This window comes from Cellvibrio fontiphilus (assembly GCF_042646205.1).
In the GTDB taxonomy this organism is placed as follows: domain Bacteria; phylum Pseudomonadota; class Gammaproteobacteria; order Pseudomonadales; family Cellvibrionaceae; genus Cellvibrio; species Cellvibrio fontiphilus_A.
This window is the reverse complement of sequence record NZ_JBHRTF010000003.1, coordinates 164,121-185,247: the sequence shown is the minus strand read 5'-3', so window position 1 is coordinate 185,247 and position 21,127 is coordinate 164,121. Positions and strand designations below refer to the sequence as shown.

At 48.1% G+C, this 21,127-nt stretch carries 9 protein-coding genes; 4 read left to right on the top strand and 5 right to left on the bottom strand.

Annotated features, from left to right (window positions below; translation table 11 throughout):
- Positions 1–10: 10 nt before the first annotated feature.
- The 4 genes from ACFODX_RS06350 to ACFODX_RS06335 form a co-directional block, all read right to left on the bottom strand.
- A complete protein-coding gene (locus ACFODX_RS06350; protein ID WP_378117221.1) occupies positions 11–9,010 on the bottom strand; it encodes a putative Ig domain-containing protein in 9,000 nt (2,999 codons plus the stop codon).
- 309 nt (positions 9,011–9,319) lie between these two features.
- The gene (locus ACFODX_RS06345) at positions 9,320–10,237 is read right to left on the bottom strand and encodes an efflux RND transporter periplasmic adaptor subunit (RefSeq protein ID WP_378117219.1); all 918 of its coding nucleotides are present in this window, start codon (positions 10,235–10,237) and stop codon (positions 9,320–9,322) included.
- A 77-nt stretch (positions 10,238–10,314) separates the two neighbouring features.
- Positions 10,315–12,477 (bottom strand): efflux RND transporter periplasmic adaptor subunit, encoded by a 2,163-nt coding sequence (locus ACFODX_RS06340; protein ID WP_378117217.1) that lies wholly within the window; start codon positions 12,475–12,477, stop codon positions 10,315–10,317.
- Positions 12,478–12,484: 7 nt separating this feature from the next.
- Complete coding sequence (locus ACFODX_RS06335) at positions 12,485–14,293, bottom strand: efflux RND transporter periplasmic adaptor subunit (protein WP_378117215.1); 1,809 nt, start codon at positions 14,291–14,293, stop codon at positions 12,485–12,487.
- Positions 14,294–14,728: 435 nt separating this feature from the next.
- Here ACFODX_RS06335 and ACFODX_RS06330 point away from each other — a divergent pair, with 435 nt between their 5' ends.
- The 4 genes from ACFODX_RS06330 to trxB all read left to right on the top strand — a co-directional run bounded on the left by ACFODX_RS06330 (position 14,729) and on the right by trxB (position 20,259).
- Complete coding sequence (locus ACFODX_RS06330) at positions 14,729–16,882, top strand: sensor histidine kinase (protein WP_378117213.1); 2,154 nt, start codon at positions 14,729–14,731, stop codon at positions 16,880–16,882.
- Positions 16,875–17,333 carry a response regulator gene (locus ACFODX_RS06325; protein WP_378117211.1) on the top strand — a complete coding sequence of 153 codons (459 nt, stop codon included), beginning with the start codon at positions 16,875–16,877 and terminating at the stop codon, positions 17,331–17,333. The genes ACFODX_RS06330 and ACFODX_RS06325 overlap by 8 nt, the downstream gene beginning before the upstream one ends.
- Before the next feature lie 32 nt (positions 17,334–17,365).
- Positions 17,366–19,123: a putative bifunctional diguanylate cyclase/phosphodiesterase gene (locus ACFODX_RS06320; RefSeq protein ID WP_378117209.1), complete on the top strand. Its 1,758-nt coding sequence runs from the start codon at positions 17,366–17,368 to the stop codon at positions 19,121–19,123.
- Positions 19,124–19,308: 185 nt separating this feature from the next.
- Entirely contained in the window at positions 19,309–20,259 is a 951-nt protein-coding gene (gene trxB, locus ACFODX_RS06315) for a thioredoxin-disulfide reductase (RefSeq protein ID WP_378117207.1), read from the top strand.
- Positions 20,260–20,370: 111 nt separating this feature from the next.
- Here trxB and ACFODX_RS06310 read toward each other — a convergent pair whose 3' ends face one another.
- Complete coding sequence (locus ACFODX_RS06310; RefSeq protein ID WP_378118111.1) at positions 20,371–21,060, bottom strand: DUF3313 family protein; 690 nt, start codon at positions 21,058–21,060, stop codon at positions 20,371–20,373.
- Positions 21,061–21,127 lie beyond the last annotated feature (67 nt).

The following is a 21,127-nucleotide window of genomic DNA, read 5'->3' as shown; positions in this document are numbered from 1 at the left end:
TCAATAACTATTAGATGTCTTTGTTTTTTTGTTGGACGTGATCAAACAAATAACCCACTTCTTTAGCACTCTTATCTTCGTTTTTGCGATCTTTACGCTGTTGCTCCAATTCTCTTTTGCGTTTATTCACTTGCTCAAGAATAGGCAGCGGGTCCAACCCACGCCACAAGGGCAGCATAGAAACCATTGCCAATAACAAACTGCCGGCGCGCAACGACCAAATCAACAAACCAGTCGTCAATGAAAAACTAATGCCCGCAATCAATGCGCGACGATCCTGTTCCTCCTCAAGTGCATCATCCATTTGCGCGCGAATTCTGCGCACTTCATTATCAAAGTCAGCCGCTTCCCAAGGCGCAAAACCAGCATCAGGGACAATTAAACTAACCAAGGATGGTGAAGCTGTCAGGCTTGATACTGGCAATGCATTGCGATTAAGCAACTCCTCTGCCCGTTCATAATCACGCGCCGATTTATCATCAACAGGATTAAATGTGTTGTTATCCGTAGTTTCCACGACGAGTGGTCGATCAGGCGGCACAGTCGGTGACGTTGAATCCTCAGGCGCAGGATTTCCACCAAGATCATTTCCTCCATTCACCGGCGGAACAACATCAGGCGGGGAAGTCACCGGAGGTGTGACAACCGGAGGGATTACTGGCGGAATAATAGGGTCAGGCCTTGTTGGTGTACCAGTATCAGGATCTGTCGGCGTAATAACCGGCGGCGATACAGGCTCTGCCTCTGCAATCGTCACATTAAAAATTGCCGTTGCAGCACCACCATTGCCATCAGTGGCAGTCACAGCAATAACGATTACACCAACATCGCTATTAGTTGGTGTTCCACTAAACGTGCGAGTTGCGGAATCAAAAGTTAACCAAGCTGGTAAAGCACCGCCGCCATTTAATTGAGCGGAGTAAGTGAGTATTGCTCCGGCATCTGCATCTGCATCTGCAAAGGTGTTTGCGGCGAATTGGAAATTAAACGCGGAATCTTCAGTAGCGTTTTGATCAGCAATGGCGTTAGCTACAGTCGGCGCATCGTTGGTGTTAGCAACTGTGATGGCAAAAATATCGGTAATTGTACCGCCGTTGCCATCGTCGGCAATCACATCGATAGTGATTACACCTACATCAGTATTAGTAGGTGTACCGCTGAATGTGCGAGTCGCTGAATCGAAAGTTAACCAGGCCGGTAGCGCGCCACCACCGTTTAATTGTGCAGAATAAGTGAGTATTGCGCCGGCATCTGCATCAGTAAAAGTATTGGCTGCAAATTGGAAATTAAACGCTGAGTCTTCGGTAGCGTTTTGATCAGCAATGGCGTTAGCTACTGTCGGCGCGTCATTGGTATTGGCAACTGTGATAGCAAAAGTATCGGTAACTGTACCGCCGTTACCATCATCGGCAATCACATCGATAGTGATTACACCTACATCAGCATTAGTGGGTGTGCCGCTGAATGTACGAGTCGCCGAATCGAAAGCTAACCAAGTTGGTAACGCGCCGCCGCCATTTAATTGGGCAGAATAAGTGAGTATTGCGCCGGCATCTGCATCAGCGAAAGTATTGGCGGCGAATTGGAAATTAAATACAGAATCTTCAGTAGCGTTTTGATCAGCAATGGCATTCGCTAATGTAGGGGCGTTGTTTAGATTATTCACAGTGATAGTGAAAGTATCTGTCGCTGTTCCACCACTGCCATCATCCGCAATTACATCAATGGAAAGCGTCCCAACATCACTACTAACCGGAGTGCCGCTAAAGGTGCGAGTTGCGGAATCAAAAGTTAACCAAGCTGGTAAAGCACCGCCGCCATTTAATTGAGCGGAGTAAGTGAGTATTGCTCCGGCATCTGCATCAGCGAAAGTATTGGCGGCGAATTGGAAATTAAACTCCGAGTCTTCGGTAGCGTTTTGATCAGCAATGGCATTAGCTACAGTCGGTGCATCGTTGGTGTTAGCAACTGTGATAGCAAAAGTATCGGTAACTGTACCGCCATTACCATCGTCAGCAATCACGTCGATAGTGATTACACCTACATCAGCGTTAGTGGGCGTGCCGCTAAAGGTGCGAGTTGCAGAATCAAAAGTTAACCAAGCTGGTAACGCACCGCCACCATTTAATTGTGCAGAATAAGTGAGTATTGCACCGGCATCTGCATCCGCGAAGGTATTGGCGGCGAATTGGAAATTAAACGCTGAGTCTTCGGTAGCATTTTGATCAGCAATGGCGTTCGCTAATGTGGGAGGATTGTTTAGATTATTCACAGTGATAGTGAAAGTGTCTGTCACCGTTCCACCGTTACCATCATCTGCAATCAAATCAATTGAAAGTGCTCCAACATCAGCATTGGTGGGTGTGCCGCTGAATGTACGAGTTGCGGAATCAAAAGTTAACCAAGCTGGTAACGCACCACCACCGTTTAATTGGGCGGAGTAAGTGAGTATTGCGCCGGCATCTACATCCGCAAAGGTATTCGCGGCGAATTGGAAATTAAACGCCGAGTCTTCGGTAGCATTTTGATCAGCGATGGTGTTTGCTACAGTCGGCGCATCGTTGGTATTAGCAACAATAATTGCAAAAGTATCGGTAATTGTACCGCCGTTACCATCATCCGCAATCACATCAATGGAAAGTGTTCCCACATCAGCATTGGTGGGCGTTCCGCTAAAGGTGCGAGTTGCAGAATCAAAAATTAACCATGCGGGTAGCGCGCCGCCACCATTTAATTGGGCGGAGTAAGTCAGAATTGCGCCAGCGTCTGCATCAGCAAAAGTGTTTGCTGCAAATTGGAAATTAAACGCTGAGTCTTCGGTAGCATTTTGATCAGCAATGGCGTTCGCTAATGTGGGAGAATTGTTTAGATTATTCACAGTGATAGTGAAAGTGTCTGTCACCGTTCCACCGTTACCATCATCTGCAATCAAATCAATGGAAAGTGCTCCAACATCAGAATTGGTGGGTGTGCCGCTGAATGTACGAGTTGCGGAATCAAAAGTTAACCATGCTGGTAACGCGCCACCGCCATTTAATTGGGCGGAGTAAGTCAGAATTGCGCCGGCATCTGCATCAGTAAAAGTATTGGCTGCAAATTGGAAATTAAACGCTGAGTCTTCGGTAGCGTTTTGATCAGCAATGGCGTTAGCTACTGTCGGCGCGTCATTGGTATTGGCAACTGTGATGGAAAAAGTATCGGTAACTGTACCGCCATTGCCATCGTCCGCAATCACATCAATAGTGATTACACCAACATCAGCATTAGTAGGTGTGCCGCTGAATGTGCGAGTTGCGGAATCAAAAGTTAACCAGGCCGGTAGCGCGCCGCCGCCATTTAACTGGGCGGAGTAAGTGAGTATTGCGCCGGCATCTGCATCCGCAAAGGTATTGGCGGCGAATTGGAAATTAAAGGCGGAATCTTCGGTAGCATTTTGATCAGCAATGGCATTCGCTACAGTCGGTGCATCGTTGGCGTTAGCAACTGTGATGGCAAAAGTATCGGTAATTGTACCGCCATTACCATCGTCCGCAATCACATCGATAGTGATTACACCTACATCAGCGTTAGTAGGTGTTCCGCTAAAAGTGCGAGTCGCGGAATCGAAAGTTAACCAGGCCGGTAGCGCGCCACCACCGTTTAATTGTGCAGAATAAGTGAGTATTGCGCCGGCATCTGCATCTGCAAAGGTGTTTGCGGCGAATTGGAAATTAAACGCGGAATCTTCAGTAGCGTTTTGATCAGCGATAGCATTCGCTACCGTCGGTGCATCGTTGGTGTTAGCAACTGTGATGGCAAAAGTATCGGTAACTGTACCGCCGTTACCATCATCCGCAATCACATCAATGGAAAGTGTTCCAACATCAGCATTAGTAGGTGTACCGCTGAATGTGCGAGTTGCGGAATCAAAAGTTAACCAGGCCGGTAGCGCGCCGCCGCCATTTAATTGGGCGGAGTAAGTCAGAATTGCGCCAGCGTCTGCATCCGTAAAGGTGTCTGCGGCGAATTGGAAATTAAACGCGGAATCTTCGGTAGCGTTTTGATCGAAAATGGCATTCGCTACCGTCGGTGCATCGTTGGTATTAGCAACAATAATGGCAAAAGTGTCGGTAACTGTACCGCCGTTGCCATCGTCGGCAATCACATCAATGGAAAGTGTTCCAACATCAGCGTTAGTAGGTGTTCCGCTAAAGGTGCGAGTTGCGGAATCAAAAGTTAACCATGCTGGTAACGCGCCACCGCCATTTAATTGGGCGGAGTAAGTCAGAATTGCGCCAGCGTCTGCATCAGCAAAAGTATTGGCGGCGAACTGGAAATTATACGCGGAATCTTCAGTAGCGTTTTGATCAGCAATGGCGTTAGCTACAGTCGGCGCGTCGTTGGTATTGGCAACTGTGATAGCAAAAGTATCGGTAACTGTACCGCCGTTACCATCGTCGGCAATCACATCAATAGAAAGCGTTCCAACATCAGCGTTAGTAGGTGTTCCGCTAAAGGTGCGAGTCGCCGAATCGAAAGCTAACCAAGTTGGTAAAGCGCCACCACCGTTTAATTGTGCAGAATAAGTGAGTATTGCGCCGGCATCTGCATCTGCAAAGGTGTTTGCGGCGAACTGGAAATTAAACGCGGAATCTTCAGTAGCGTTTTGATCAGCGATAGCATTCGCTACCGTCGGTGCATCGTTGGTGTTGGCAACTGTAATAGCAAAAGTATCGGTAACTGTACCGCCGTTACCATCATCCGCAATCACATCAATGGAAAGTGTTCCAACATCAGCGTTAGTAGGTGTTCCGCTAAAGGTACGAGTTGCGGAATCAAAAGTTAACCACGCAGGTAACGCACCACCGCCGTTTAATTGGGCGGAGTAAGTGAGTATTGCGCCAGCGTCTGCATCGGAAAATGTATTCGCAGCGAAAGTAAAATTAAAAGCAAGATCTTCAGTCGCACTTTGATTGGGAATGAAGTTAGCTACTGTAGGCGCGTCGTTGGTATTACTGATTACCAAATCAAACGTATCTGATGAGGGGGTTCCACCATTTCCATCATCTGCCGTCACTTTGATAGAAATAGTACCAACATCGCCATTTGTGGGCGTACCGGAAAAGGTTCGGGTAGCCGCGTCAAAACTGAGCCATGCCGGCAATGAACTTCCGTCGGCCATAGTGGCAGTGTAAGTTAGCGTATCACCCACATCGGCATCATTGAATGTGTTCGCTGCAAATTGGAAATTAAATGCAGCATCTTCATTGGCAACTTGATTGGGAATAGGATTTTGCAATACAGGATCAATATTAATGCCGCTGGAAACCTGAAAGGCAACATCGCGATTTATATCAGCCGCACCGGTGCTGGAATGAAAGGAACCATTAGCGTAGACATCGGTGTTATGAATAGCCGCACTAACAAGGCCATCGTCACTGCTTGATTCAATTTTTATAAAATAAACTTGATTGTCAGTGAGGACAGTATTGGTAAAGTCGAACGCCTTCCACGCAAGCGTTGTGGATATATCAGCAGAAGATAGCGTGGCAGAATCAATCACCGTGCCATTGTGCGCGCCAGACAAAAGCGTAACCGTAATTGTTTGCGCGGATGCAGAAGGATCTTTTACTAACTGCAGCACTATGCTGTCGATGGTATAGGTTGCACCAACACTGTCGTGATAAAAACTTTGAAAAAATGGAGTAGATGCTGTGATGATTTGGGAATTGCCCGCAGGGCCAGAAGTTTCATACACCAAGTTAGATGAACCAACATTTTGAATCACCACATCGAAGGTATCATTAACACTGGCCTCACCATCATCGGCGGTTACTCGAACACTAATCGTCCCTACGTCACCATTAGAGGGCGTGCCACTGAAAGTGCGTGTTGCAGAATCAAAAGTTAACCAGGCTGGCAGGCCACTGCCATCCGCTAAAGTGGCGCTATAGGCCAGTGTATCTCCCGCATCAGGATCGCTAAAAGCGTTGATTGGAAAGGTGTAATTAAACAGATTATTTTCGGTCGCGGTTTGATCCGGAATACCTACACCAACCACTGGTGCATCGTTAGTATTGGCAACAACAATATCAAAAGTATCGCTGGCTGTTCCCCCTGCACCATCATCCACAATTAAACGAATGGACAAAGTTCCAACATCGCTGTTGGTTGGTGTACCACTAAAAGTTCGTGTTGCTGAATCAAAATTCAACCAAGCGGGTAAGACTCCACCACTCGCAAGTTCAGCGGTATAACTAAAGGTTGCGCCCACATCACCATCGCCGAATGTATTGGCAGCGAATGTAAACGTAAACGCTGAATCTTCTGTAGCGTTTTGGTTGGGAACTGCAGCATTAACAAAAGGATCATCATTCACCGGGGCAACAGTGAGATCGAACGTGTCCTCAACCGAGGCACCATTACCGTCATTGGCTGTCACCTTTATACTGATGGTTCCTACATCTGCATCGTCTGGCAAGCCACTAAAAGTTCGCGTTGCCGCATTAAAACTCAACCATGCAGGCAATGGATTGCCGTTACTGAGCGTTGCGCTGTAAGTGAGAGTATTACCATCCGGATCACTGAATGTATTTGCTGCAAAAGTAAAATTGAAAGACGCTTCTTCAGTTGCGTTTTGATCACTGATCGGGTTGTCCAGTGTGGGAGTATCGTTAACAGCCGTCACAGTGATGTCCACTGTATCTACGTCTTGCAAAGCAGCGCCTGACCCGGTATTTCCCTGATCATTTGTCGTAAGCGTTAACAGTGCCGGCCCTGAATAATTTGCTGTAGGAGCATAAGTAATTGTTGCAAGCGCAGCATTGATATTGGCAATGCTGCCGGAAAACACAAGAGTCGAATCGCCGGTACCATCGCCTGTATTGAAAGTTAAGCCCGTTGTTTGCGCGAGACTCAGGGTTCCATTGGTGATAGTTAAAACAACTTCAAGATTGCCCGCTGCGACATCCACATCTGCAATTTGTATTTGATTTCCATTGGCGGCACTGAAAACCAGCGATGTATCTTCATTGACAACTTGGGCAGCAGGTACTGTATTGACGGGGGCATCGTTCACCGCAATGATATTGATCGTTGCCGTGTCATTTGCAGACAAACTGCCATCACTGGCTGAAATCGTTAATGTTTCCGTTGCTGCAGGAGTATCGCTGTTGGCACGGTAAGTCAGGGTGCCACCGTTATTGCCAGCAAATAAATTATTTAATTGTGTAGATGTGCCCGTTAGTACCAGACTGTTAGAGCCATTGCCGGAAGAGATAATAACTCCGGTAGTGCCGACAACCGCGGTAATTTCGCTATACAGCAAAGGGGCCGAGATGGTTACCGAGAGTGTGTCGCCATCTGGATCATTAACAACAATACCGGTGGCATGCAAATTCAGTAATGTTTGTTCATCAACAGCATAATTGGTTTCGGCAATACTAACCGTGGGTGCATCGTTAACATTATTGATTGTGATGGCAATATTATCGGAATCTTGCTGGCCGCCATTCAACCCCAAATCTTTAGTGGTAATACTAAAGGTGTCACCACCGGTATAGTTAGTCACCGGTGTGTAAGTAATGGTTGCCAATGCAGCATTCACTTCACTGACTGAACCACGAAATACCATGTTAGAGTCGCTGGTGCCATCGCCATTAGTGAATGTAAGACCCGTGGTTTGCGCAAGGCTAAATGAACCCTGCCCTGCCGAAAGCGTTACTTCAATATCATTTGGAAATGCATCTGCATCGGCAACTTGAATCCTGTTGCCATAGAGATTACTAAAAATTAACGGCGTATTTTGATTGGTGGTTTGAGCACCCGGCACTGTGTTAACCGGCGCTTGATTACTACCGTTATTGTATGAAACCAAAATATTCAAATCATTGGCACTATTGCCTGTGCCGTTAACAATCATTTCAGAATTATTCCAGGCGTCACTTCGATAAGCGACTGAAACTTTTCCATCGGCATTGTTGGTGGTGACTTTAATAATGTAAGTCTGGCTTTGGTTGAGCGTAACATCGCCAAAATTTACCGTTTGCCAACCAAAACTGCTATCCAGCTGATTGGAATTAAATGTTTGGCTCGCCAGTGGAGTTGCATCGTTCCAACCACCATCCAAAAGCTGAATAGTAATATCCTGATTGGCAGCTCCCTGTTCAAGACGCATTTGCAAACTGATTTGATTGACTAAATAAGTTGCACCCGCGTTATCCACCAGAAACGATTGCCCTACTCCCGTTGTTGAGGAGACGGATTGGGCGCTAGTGCCACCTTGAATGTTGATGTAGTGATTACTCGCTAAAGTATCTACCCAGGATTCCTGAGCTGCTGCGCTCACCAGCGCAGAATTTTCTATCTCACCTACTGCAAATTCTAAATCCCAATCACCATTTAATGAACTGTGTCCAGTGGCATCATCGCTTGCCGCTACATCGGCACCGGTTAATTCAGCGATACGGGCCACAAATGCCTGCCCTTCTTGGGTGGCAGATACATCACAACCGTAAAGCAGAATATCCGCCGACTCGCTAAACGCGCTGCGCCAGGCAAGCAGTTCTTCTTCGTAGGTAAATAAATTATTGGCACTGAGCAACGTTGAACCCAGTGCAATAGTGCCGCTGGCACCGTGCGAAATAATATGCAGCGAATCCAGCTCGGAAAACTGTGTCAGTTGCTGGGTAATTTGGCTAAGGCCATCACTGGCTGCATCCAAATAAATAATTTGCAGATTATTGCCGGGGTATTGCTGGCGAATATCATCAACCAGCATTTCATAGTCCCTCACCGCTGTATCCACCACAACGAGGATATCAGGCGCTGAAGACGCCGCAGTGACTTCGGTTAATGGCGCGGCGCTGACCGGGTAGACTTCCGTTAAATCCAGCTGATCGGCAGCATTTGATAATTGCACGGCATCAGAACTGCCGTCATCAAATACGGCGATGTCAGCGGTAGCCGAAAACAACAGGCGGGGTTCGAGCGTTTCAATCAAGGGCCGCTTTGGGCGCAACAACTTGGACATGAGCGTATCTAGTTTTTGTTATTTGCACCTGCCTCTTGCGTGGGTACAAACAAGGTTTAAGGATTGGTTTTCACCAAACTGCATCCTTGTGGTAGACAGGCGGATTCCACACCATGGAAAACGGCCAGATCTACCCATGTAAAACTATCGTCAGCTCTTCTAGATGAATGGCGCTTTTCGCACCTTCTTATAATTTTTTCTTGCAATATTTTTTTATAATATTTTTTTAGGTTTGTAACAATTTTTATTGCTCTTTTTTGCCATCACAAAATATCAAAGGCACAAAGCAATATTCACACACCCGGTTGATCAAGGCAAACTCTGGGTATCTAACAAATCCAGAGTAACACCTTCAAAGGTAACACGGCATTTTAAACCGCTGGGCAAACGATTATCCGGGTTAGGAAAGGATAGGCGAATTCCAAAGGTATTGCTTGGGCCATCGATCACTTGGTCAACCAACTCCACGGTGGCTTGGTATTTTTTGCTTAAACCACCCAATTCCGGCGTCACCTTGGCTATATCACCCGCTTTCACTTTTCCATAAAGGCTCGCGGGAGCAAAAACCTCCACCCGCAAAGGATCCAACTGGGCAATTTTTAACACTGGCTCAAAATCTATGTGTTCGCCCGGCTGTTTGTAGCGTTCGATAACCACACCATCAATCGGGCTGGTGAGGGTGCGGCGTTTAAGGTCAGCCAGCGCGCGGTTGTGTTCCAATTCAGCCTGGCGTTTGCGATCCAATGCTTGCTGCAGTTGCTGCTGGGCGATGGCATATTCTGTTTTGAGTTTATCCAACTCAGAAAAGGATGCGGCTTTTTTCTCGTAGAGCCCGGTTACCCGATCCAAGGCTCGCTTGCTAAATTCAACCGCCAATTGCTGTGCTTGCACATCGCTATTCAAGTCTGCCTGAACACGGCGAAGCTCGGCTGTTGCCTGCTCAAGGCCAGCATCCAAACGGGCAACCACATCGCCTTTGTTAACTTGATCATTTTTATCAACCAATACTTCACTGATAACGCCCTCTACGGCGCTACTCATTTCCACCACAATCGAGGGTTCAATACGGCAGTTTAATTCGGCAGGCCCCGAAGTTTGTGCCAATGAATGGGTTGCCATCAAACTGGCGGCCAATAGCAGCGAACTGCGGGCAAGCGACAACCCAGAGGTCACGGATAAATGAGCGGATCCGATCAACGCGAAGCGGTTACAAAAAACTGAAGGCATAGTTGACTCTTTTTTTAAAATTATTTGTTAGCTAAGACTAGTTTAAAAATACTGAATAATCTGTTTATACGGGTAAATCATGCAAAATGACGAATAAATAATTGCTGCAAACCGGTGTACCACTGTACCAGCAGCGGCCGCGGTGGATGTATAAATTTCACTAAAGCGCGCTCACCGTAATGCCCTGCCCGCTCAGTAGCAGGCAATTGTAAATCCAATAAAAAAACCTGCTCGGTCACCTGTTTGCCACTGGGTTGTTTGGAGTCCACCGCCAAACGCCCCCCACCTTGCGTGCCCAATACCGGGCTGGGCAATTCAAACGTGGCGATGGGTTGCTGCTCAGGTAATTGCGCGTCAATGGTTCGCCAGGGTTCACTCGCCAAACGCACGGCAATGCGCCCGGTGGATTGGCGCACCAGACCAATTTCTTCCTGCCGCAATGCAGCGCGAACACGAAGGGCATCGGCGCGTTCAATAAGCGCTAATTCATCGCCCTGCTTAAAAAAACTTCCCGGCAAATGCTGTTGATGAACAATACGCACCACTCCCGGGGAAGGGCTGAGTATTTCAAGATTTTTCACCCGCTTTTGCAGTAACTCAAGCTCGGCGTTAATCGCGTTCACGTCCTGCTCCAATAGCTGTGCTTGTGCGCGATCATCAATCCAGGCCTGCTGGTAGCGAGCTTGATATTCGCGTAATTGCGCCCGCTTTTCCGCCACACTGGCAACCAGTACCGGGTTGTGCAAACGCGCCAGAAGCTGCCCTTGGGTTACCTGATCACCATTGTTGATCAATAGTTCTTTCACTTCGCCACTGGATTCAACTTTTACACGCGCCTCATCAGGCAACCACACAACTGCTTCGGCGGAGGTAGACTCTGGCACTGGCACCAACGCTAATCCCGCCACACTCAGAATGATAAAACTGCCGCAAATTACCAAGGCACGCTGGCGCACGGCACCCAGCTGTTTGTCGATTAATAAAAAGCGCACTGCTTTGATAAGCGGCCAAAACAATTGAAAGAAAATCAGCCAGGCACCAATAATCAACGCTGCCTTGGGAAAATAACTCGCCACCAGCAAAATAATAAAAAACAAAATAAATACGCGATAAATAAACGCCGCCATACCATAGCTCGCCAAAATAGCGGCTTCCGGTTTGGTTTGCGCGGGCGAAACAATATCGCCCACGCCAAAGGCATAGCGACGCAACAAGTAACTCAATTGCTGGTTGGCGCGAGTGGCAAGGTTAGGTAGATCAAAGGCATCGGTCAGCAGATGGTAACCATCAAAACGCATGAGCGGATTGCCATTAAAAAACAAGGTGGAAACACTGCCAATCACAATAATGTTGTATAGAAAATCGCGCGCAAAACCTGCTGGTAATTGAATCCACAGCAGCAGCGCCAAGGCTGCCAAAAATAGCTCCACAGCCATGCCCGCAGCACCCACCATTAACCGCTGGCGTTTGGAAGGAAATCCAGTCGCTGCACTGGCATCCACATAGGGCAAAGGCGTGCCCACAACGAATACCAGCCCACAATCATTGACTTGCCCACCCCATACTTTGGTAAATAAACCGTGCCCTAGCTCGTGCAATATTTTAAAAAGCGGATAAGTGAGCCATAACAACAGCAAATTGGTGGGCGATAACAAACGCTCCAACTGCCCCTGAGTGAGCTGACTCCAGTGATTGCCCGCCTGCAACAGTGCATAGCCCACCACCAATAACCACACCATGCCCATAGTTCGACTCGCCAGCAAACGCGCCACTGGCATTAGCTTGTCTAGCAGGCGATCAGGGTTGCCTAGCGGGATATTCCAGGTGAGCGGGTTCATCAACAAACGCAACCAGCGCTGTTGTTTTTTTTGCTCCTGACGGGCAAACAGTTCGCGGGTATTGGGCGGCAAATCGCACAACAACAAATCGGCAACATGCAAATATTGCAGCAGATGAATAAGATCATCACGGGTGGGAATATCTTCAGGCTGCTCATAAAACTCAGCGTGAGCAGCCGCCGCAAGAATTTGCGACAGATTGTTGCGTCCATCCATAGCGCCAATAAGCCGCCAGGCGGGTGGGCTCAAACGATGAAAGCGACCGTTACTTTTATCCTGCAATAAATACCAGCGCTCGCCCTTGTAATCGCGACGCTGGATATGGATATGGCGCGGCAGCGATGGCCTTAAGGACTCAAGGCGCTGCCACACGGCATTACTGGAAGAGTGGGTATTGTTCACAGCCATATCACCACAGGTTCAGCCGCAGCCAATACCAAAGATCGTGAAACCAAATCCATCCCAGTGCGCGTTTGCCGGTGTGAATTTTTCCCGAGCCTGTCATACCAGGGCGCAAAATTTCCAATGCGGTTTGTGCATCGCTGCCAACCAAGAGCAACTCAACACGAAAATAATTGCGCCCTTCACGCACTTCACTAATGGGGGTAATGGTTTTTACCTGGGCCGCAAACAGCTGATTCGGCAAACTGGTAAATTTCACGTGCGCTGATTGCCCTGCAGCAATAGCGGCGATATCGCGCTCATCCACAAACATTTGCACGCGATATTCATTAGCTGCCGCCAATTCAAATAACAGGTCACCTTGTTTGAGCGGCGCGCCCTGTTTTTGGGAGATGTCATCAGACACCAGAATGCCATCGATAGGCGCCAATAATTTGGTGCGCTGCAATTGCTGCTCAATTAAGCGCAATTGAATGCTGGCTTGATCCATCTGCGCGTTGGCGATGGCCGCTTCGACGCGATCAGCATTGGCCAGAGCCGCATCATAGGCTTGACGATAACGCTGCACTTGGCTGGCCAATTTGCGCCGCTCCAGCAGCAAGTCATCGTCTTTTAATGAAGCCAAGGGCGAGGATTTTTTTACGCTATCCCCCGGGCGCACCAGCACCTCCCCCAGATAACCGTCATGGGGAGCAACTACCAGATATTTTTCCGTAGCCTGCAATACAGCATCTGCAGTGACGCGATAGGTAGCAGGTATAAACATGGCAACCAACAGCAGTGCCAAACCCACCGCCACTGAGCGCCCCAGCCAATTTTCACCGCCCAACCAGCGCTGCACTCTTGCACCCAGCCACTGAGCAAAACGCTGCGAAACACCGGCACTTGCATCCTGCCACAGGGCAATAACTCCGCCACAAAGTGGCAAGGCAGTGTCAATAAAAGCCTGCTGCTCGGCACTGAGCTGGGCGTGTTTATCTAATTCGATAGTCAGCACGCCCAATAACCGATCATTTTTGCGCAACGGAAAACTACTCACGGCTTGCACTTGCTGCAGCTGCAAAAGTTGCTGATGTGCGCGAACCAACAAGCCTCCGGTTTGACTGTCAGCCTGAAGGGAATAAGTAACACTCATGCCCTGCTCCAGGGCTTCTTGCATGGCCTGATTCACCGCCTGCATTGCCTGAGTACGCGAGTCGAAGTTTGCAGAGTTGGACACTGCTTGCAATTTCAGATGTTGTTTGTGGATAAGCCCAAGGCTAACTCGCAGGGCGCCGAGCTGACTGGCAAGTGTATTGACCAGACTGATCGCCACTTCCTGCAAGGAGTTTTCCTTTAATAACTTGACCGCCAACTGCAGAGCAACAGAGAGTTGATCTGACGCTTGCGCTGCATGGGCAGAACTGGATAAGGCCTGGACAGGGGGCTGTTGCTCATTCGCTGGCGACTGTTGATGCAGCAAAAACTGCAACCAAAACTGCCCTAGCTTAATTTCCTTGAGTGCGGCGGTGAGGGCTTTTTTATCGGCAAGGCGAATCTCCAGGGCGATTACTCCCCAGAACACCCCATCGATCATTAGCGGCTGGGCAAAGCGGTAACTTTCTTCATTCAACTGTTCCAATTGCAGCCGCTGTTTGGCAATTGCCCGGGTTAATAGCAGCTGCAGCGGTTCGCCGGGAGCATCCGCGTTGGGCCACTTGGCAATGGTATGGGCTGTTCCTTCGTTTAGTTGAACCAATATGGCGGCACTGACATCGCCCAGCATTTGGCATTGTGTTGCCAGCCAGGCTTTGAGCCTATTGTTAAACGAGTGCATTGAACTGACTGCTTTGTCGGGGTCACTGTAGGCAGCGACTATATTTTTATTAAAGTATGGCCAAACCAGAGTGGTTGGCGCTAAAAATTACACACAACTAACCATAACAACAAAATAGTTTTTTGTCGTCAATTTCAACAAAAAACCTTTTTTGATTAATCGGCTGACCACTACAGCTTATACCAACAATAAAGAATGAAGCGGAAAATAATTAATGTTTGTTATTAGGTGACGGTTAAATTCTGATTTTTTATCACCAGTCAGTATAAAAAATTATAAATACTAATTATTTATTTATGCTCAACAACTTTGAGAGTATTTCTCATTGTCTGGACTAAACTCTTGTCGTGCGGTTGGCGATTTCATAGCAGGTCACTGCTTAAAAGCTGGATTAAATGCGCCAATGAAGGATTTTTTACACGGACTCAATTAACCATGCCTGAAAGATTTACTCCCTGGAGGGAGCACCCGGTCATTATGCTGGGCGCGGCAAGCCTGTTAATACTGGTGGGCCTGATAGTGCTCAGCGCTTGGCATGCGCCGCAGCTGCTAGAGGCGCTTTACCCCTTTGCGACGCTAATGGCTTACAACACCGCGCTGGGTTTTCTTGCCTGCGGGCTGGGTTTGATGGCCATACTCAAAAACCGTCAAACCTATTTATTGGGCAGCGTCGCGGTGCTCTGGGGTATTGGCTTGGTTACCCTGATTGATTTACTCACCGAACTGGAACTACACACCACTGATTGGTTTGAAATTTTGTTGAGCGAACCGCCCGCGCGCAGTCAGCCCATATCACCCGTTACCAGTAGCGCTTTTTTACTCGCCGGCGGCGCACTATTACTGGCGCGTCAGGAAACAGGCAATGCCTCTCTCGCGGCTTCACTCACCTGCATATTGATAATACTCATAACCACCGCTGCACTGCTGGGCCAAGGGTTTGGATTATTGCCGCATTATTTGTGGCTGGGAATTAAAATTGCCCCACAGACAGTGCTAGGTTTAGTTATTTTTGCCGTGGCGATTATTAGCCTGCGCGCCCAAGCTGCTATCGACGCGTTTAATCGACTTAACTTTTTCAACCGTTTGGTAACCGGTTTTGGTTTTATGAGCCTGCTGTTTTTAGCCATAGGCTCTATTGCCATGATGCAAATAAACAGCGTGGCGAATATTTCGCAAGAACTTTATTCCGGCCCGCTTCAAGTGACCAACGCAACACTACGCATTAAAGCTCATGTGGGGAAACTTAATCGCAGTGTGAAAGATATAGCCGTTGCACCGGAACTTATGCAAGAGCGAAACCTGCCGCAATTTATTCAGGCATCCGCAGAAAAAATTCTGACTGAAGTTGCTCATCTGGATAAGCAAACACAATTTAACGATACCACTCACAGACTACGAAGCACTTTAACCGAGTGGCAAAGCCTACTTCTGGATACTTACCAACAATTACAAGCAGGCAACATAGAACACTATCGCAACATAGCGCTTATCAATAGCCAGGAATACACACAACAACTGGAACAACTCTGCGACGAAATTATCGCCCAGTCGCAAACAGAAATGCAGTCGCTCAACGAGCAGGCGCTGCTCACGAAAAATCACGCAGGCAACCTGATGTTAACGGTAATGTTTGGCGTTTTATTGGCGGGTTTTTTAGTGGCCGCCTTGATTACACGCAGCTTAAGCTGGCAACTGCAACAACTGCGCATGACTATGATAGCGCTTGCGCAAGGAAATACCGCTACGCCGATTCCCTTTTTGGATCACCCAAAAGACGTTGGCGATATGGCGAAAACACTGAAGGTTTTTGCCCAGAATATTGATGAGAGGGATAAATCAACTGCCCTGCTCGCCAGCCATCAAACCAAACTGGAAAATATTAACCACCAGTTAGCACAAACCAATAAAGAGCTGGAAACCTTTGCTTATGTCGCCTCACACGATTTGAAATCACCACTGCGCGGTATTGCCCAGCTCTCAACCTGGATTGATGAAGATTTAGAAGAACAACAATTCTCCGAAGTTAATAAACACACCGCCATGCTGCGCAATCGCATCCAGCGGATGGAAAAACTGTTGGATGATTTATTGATTTTTTATCGCGCCGGAAAAACCGATGGCAATTTGGTTGAGATTGATGTCGCACACATGGCAAAAGAACTTTTTGAAATTCAAAACACCAAACCCGGTTTGCGCCTTGAGTTGGCTGACAACTTGCCACGTTTTACTACTCTCAGCACCCCGTTTGAACAGATCCTACGCAATTTCTTTTCCAATGCCATCAAGCACCATGACCTGGATCAAGGTGTTATTCGTGTCGCTTGCCAGCAACTACCCAATCATTTTTATGAATTTAGCATCTGTGATGATGGCCCGGGTATTCCGGAAAAATTCCAGCAGCGGGTTTTTGGCATGTTCCAAACCCTGAAACCACGCGACGAATTGGAAGGCAGCGGCATGGGCTTGGCCTTGATCAAAAAAATTGTCGCTAATTATGGTGGCCAAATTCGCTTGGAATCCGCAGGGCGTGGTTGCTGCTTTTACTTCAGTTGGCCAGAACACATTAGCAAGGGAAACAAAAATGAGTGATAAACCCTACCCCAATTTACACCTGAGCCAGTTTAAAACCGTGAGTTTGTTAATTATTGATGACGACGACATTGATGCTACCGCGCTGCGCCGTGCACTGCACAAGCTAAAACTACTCAACCCGCTTTACCGCGCCAAAGACGGTTTGGAAGCGCTTGAAATGTTGCGTAATGGCGATGTTCCTACCCCTTACATTATCCTGCTGGATATCAATATGCCGCGCATGAATGGCATAGAATTTTTGGAAGTGTTGCGCGCAGACCCGGAACTTACCCATGCGGTAGTGTTTGTACTGACCACATCCAAATCTGATGAAGATATTTTGGCGGCCTACCGTGAACATGTGGCGGGCTATTTACTTAAACAGCGCATGGATAGCGATTTTATGCAGGTGATTGGGCTGCTTGATCACTATTGGCGCGTGATCGAATTACCCGATAGCCAACAGTAACCCTGGCGTTAAAACCCGGAGATCTAATTTGCATGAAGCTACTATTAATTGATGACAATGAACTGGATCGACAGGCGATTGTTCGCACATTCAGAAAATCTGAATGGGACATCACTATTGCCCAGGCAAGTTCCGCTAAAGAAGGGCTGGAACAATTTGATAGCGAAGATTTTGATGCGGTACTACTCGACTATCGCCTGCCAGATATTGATGGGATGGAAGTGCTGCAATTACTGGCTAAACACCCCAATCACCATGCCGCCGTCATTATCCTTACCGGTGCCAGCGCCGATGAAGACCTGGAGCGCGAATTTATTGAAGCCGGTGCGCAGGATGTACTATTTAAATCGGAAATTGCCCACAAACATTTAACCCGCGCGATTACCCATGCCCGTGCGCGCCACGAACTGGAGCATCAGTTACAGGAAAGCCATCAGCGTCTGCGAGCCCTGGCTGAAAATGATTCGCTCACCGGGCTTGCCAATCGTTATTACTTTGATGAAAGTTTGCGCGCTGCAATCCAGCGCACCAAACGCCAACAAGATCAATTGGCATTACTTTTTTTGGATTTGGACAATTTTAAATTTATCAACGATGGCTTGGGTCATGTAATCGGCGATCAGGTGCTCAAAGAAGTTGCGCAGCGGCTGGTACATGTTGTGCGCGCGGGTGATGTGGTATGCAGGCTGGGCGGCGATGAATTTGCAATCCTCGCGCACAACTTTGAAAACCACGAGGCCATCTGCCAATTGGCGCAGCGCATTTTGGATGATTTGCGCAAGCCAATTATGGTGGGCAATAACGAACACAGTATTTCCAGCAGCATAGGCATAGCCACCTACCCCGAAGCCGGTGATAGCGCGAGCGATTTACTCAAAGCGGCCGATATGGCTATGTATCGTGCCAAACAAGATGGCCGTGACAATTACCAGTTTTTTTCACCGGCGATGCAAGCACAAATGGAAGAGCGGCTGCGCATGGAAAAAGAATTGCGCGCGCTCATTCCCACCGATCACTTTGTGCTTTTTTATCAGCCAATTGTGGATGCACAAACTTTGCAGGTCTGCGGTGCCGAAGGTTTAATCCGCTGGGATCACCCCGAGCGCGGCATACTGCCACCCAATGAATTTATCGCCCTGGCTGAAGAAATTGGCCTGATCAGCGAGATTGATTCGCGCAGCCGCTTGAATGCCTGCAAGCAGTTGTCCCAATGGCGACATCAAGGCTTGGTCAACGATGAGTTCAATATGAAATTTAATGTGTGCGCACAGTTACTGACGGATGAAGACCTGTACAGCGCCATCATTACTGACCTCAATCTATGTGGTTTACCGGGGCACTGTGTAAGCCTTGAGATTACTGAATCTATCCTGATCGAAAACCTCGGGCGCACGGCCCAGAAATTACAGATGATTCGCGATTATGGAATAGATATAGCCGTGGACGATTTTGGTACAGGTTATTCCTCTATTTCCTACCTCAAAGAGCTGCCCGCACGCACATTAAAAATCGACCGCAAATTTGTGCAAGGCGTACCTACCAACCCAGCCGATTGCCGGATATTGCGCGCCATGATTGTGTTTGCCAAAAGCCTGGATTTGATTGTGGTGGTGGAAGGCGTCGAAACCCGCGAACAAGCGCTTATTTGCCGCGACTATGGCGCAGACCTGCTGCAGGGCTATTTATTCTCCAAACCATTGCCGCCCGCCGCCTTTGAGCAATTCCTGCGCGATCACAACGCCAACGAATGGAGCAATCGCTTGTCCGTTTTAAATGCTCTCACGGGATGATTGTGCGCGAGGCAAATAGCCAAACCTAATACGGCAGATTGAGCCAGACAATTTTGCGCCGCTATTGCGATTCGCCTATCATGCCCCCACATTAAATGGCCATGCCCACATCATTAAAACCCCGTGGGGTTCCTTTTGGGTTTGTTTTTTCCTTCATTTTTTCTGTTTAACATCAAGGATTTACTATGAGTGACGTACAGCACCACCGTTTAATTATCCTCGGCTCCGGCCCCGCTGGTTACACCGCCGCCATATATGCAGCCCGCGCCAACCTTAAACCCGTGGTAATTACCGGCATGCAACAGGGTGGTCAGTTAACCACCACCACTGAAGTGGAAAACTGGCCCGGTGGTGTACATGACTTGCAAGGCCCTGACCTGATGGTGCAAATGCAACAACATGCCGAGCGTTTTGATACTCAAATCGTCTTCGACCACATTCATGAAACCATTCTGACCGAGCGCCCGTTTAAGCTGATAGGTTCCAACACCTACACCTGTGATGCGCTGATTATTTCTACCGGTGCCTCAGCCCAATATTTGGGTTTGCCTTCGGAAGAGGCTTTTATGGGTAAAGGTGTTAGCGCCTGTGCCACCTGTGATGGTTTCTTTTATCGCGGCCAGAAAGTTGCTGTAGTCGGCGGTGGTAATACTGCGGTTGAAGAAGCACTCTATCTGTCTAACATTGCCAGCGAAGTTACCCTGATTCATCGTCGCGACAAGCTGAAATCAGAGAAAATCCTGCAAGACAAACTCATGGCCAAGGTCGCTAACGGCAACATCAAAGTGATTTGGAACCATCAGTTAGAGGAAGTTCTGGGGAACGATTCCGGCGTGACCGGCCTGCGCCTGAAGAGCACACAGGATGGCGCCACCCAGGAAATTGATGTGGCCGGTGTGTTTATCGCCATTGGTCACAAACCTAACACCGACATTTTTGAAGGCCAGCTGGATATGCACAATGGCTACATCAAAGTGAAAAGCGGACTGGAAGGCAACGCTACTGCCACTAATATTCCCGGTGTATTTGCTGCGGGCGATGTTGCTGACCATATCTATCGTCAGGCTATCACCTCCTCCGGCGCCGGTTGTATGGCGGCATTGGACGCTGAAAAATATTTGGACGATCTGCAGTAATCGCCCAGCGCCAAACGCGCAAAAAAAGGGGAAGGTCAGCAATGACCTTCCCCTTTTTTATTGATAACAGCTTGTGAGACTGATGCAGTTTTAAAGCAGCGACCGCTGCATTTATTTAGCGGACAAACGATCCAACTCGGTACGCAAATTACGCAACCACTGATTAAAGGCCAGACGGATTTGGATATTGTTGGTGACCCGGTTGTTCTCCTCCCATATACGTCCCAAATCGCGACGGTCAGTAATAATCGCCAATAATTTACCCGTCGTGGAATCAATCAACGTAAGTTCCAACGTCATGGTTCCCATGCCTTCACTGTACACTTTCATCATCGTGGGGCGACCTTTGGAATCGTCTTTACTCGCCAAAGGAGCAATTTCCAGGACCTTGGCTTTTATTTGCAACACATCAGCACCGGCTTGTAATGACGTAGTGAAACGACCATCGGCAATCAGGTTATTCATGAGGGCTTCGCTATAGCGCTCCTGGTAATAACGACGATCAGCGTCGCTTAACTCCCAAGGTGTGTCATTAATTTTCTCCGGGGTTTGTTTGCGGATTTTCACTTCACTTAAATCCAACTGTTCCACAAGTAATGCCTTGTAATGGGCAAACTGCGCGTTAGGTGCCACAAAAGTGCCATCGAAACGGCTTTTTTCCACCGCGCTTAAACCCGCTTGATCCGCTTTGCGCGCTGCTTCTTGTTCGTGGGGCTTGGTTATGGAGCAACCACTGAGCAGGCTCGCTGTTAGAAATATCACTGAGAGTGTCACACCGGGATTATTGATTAATAGTTTCATCACACACCTACCTTTGATTCGGAACTTGAAGACGGGAGAGTAAACTTGCAACCATCAGGTACTGGGC

What these genes read in the sequence shown, in the direction of transcription:
- ACFODX_RS06350 (WP_378117221.1), bottom strand. Translation starts at nt 9,010, where the DNA reads ATGTCCAAGTTGTTGCGCCCAAAGCGGCCCTTGATTGAAACGCTCGAA.
- ACFODX_RS06345 (WP_378117219.1), bottom strand. Translation starts at nt 10,237, where the DNA reads ATGCCTTCAGTTTTTTGTAACCGCTTCGCGTTGATCGGATCCGCTCAT.
- ACFODX_RS06335 (WP_378117215.1), bottom strand. Translation starts at nt 14,293, where the DNA reads ATGCACTCGTTTAACAATAGGCTCAAAGCCTGGCTGGCAACACAATGC.
- ACFODX_RS06330 (WP_378117213.1), top strand. Translation starts at nt 14,729, where the DNA reads ATGCCTGAAAGATTTACTCCCTGGAGGGAGCACCCGGTCATTATGCTG.
- ACFODX_RS06325 (WP_378117211.1), top strand. Translation starts at nt 16,875, where the DNA reads ATGAGTGATAAACCCTACCCCAATTTACACCTGAGCCAGTTTAAAACC.
- ACFODX_RS06320 (WP_378117209.1), top strand. Translation starts at nt 17,366, where the DNA reads ATGAAGCTACTATTAATTGATGACAATGAACTGGATCGACAGGCGATT.
- trxB (WP_378117207.1), top strand. Translation starts at nt 19,309, where the DNA reads ATGAGTGACGTACAGCACCACCGTTTAATTATCCTCGGCTCCGGCCCC.
- ACFODX_RS06310 (WP_378118111.1), bottom strand. Translation starts at nt 21,060, where the DNA reads ATGAAACTATTAATCAATAATCCCGGTGTGACACTCTCAGTGATATTT.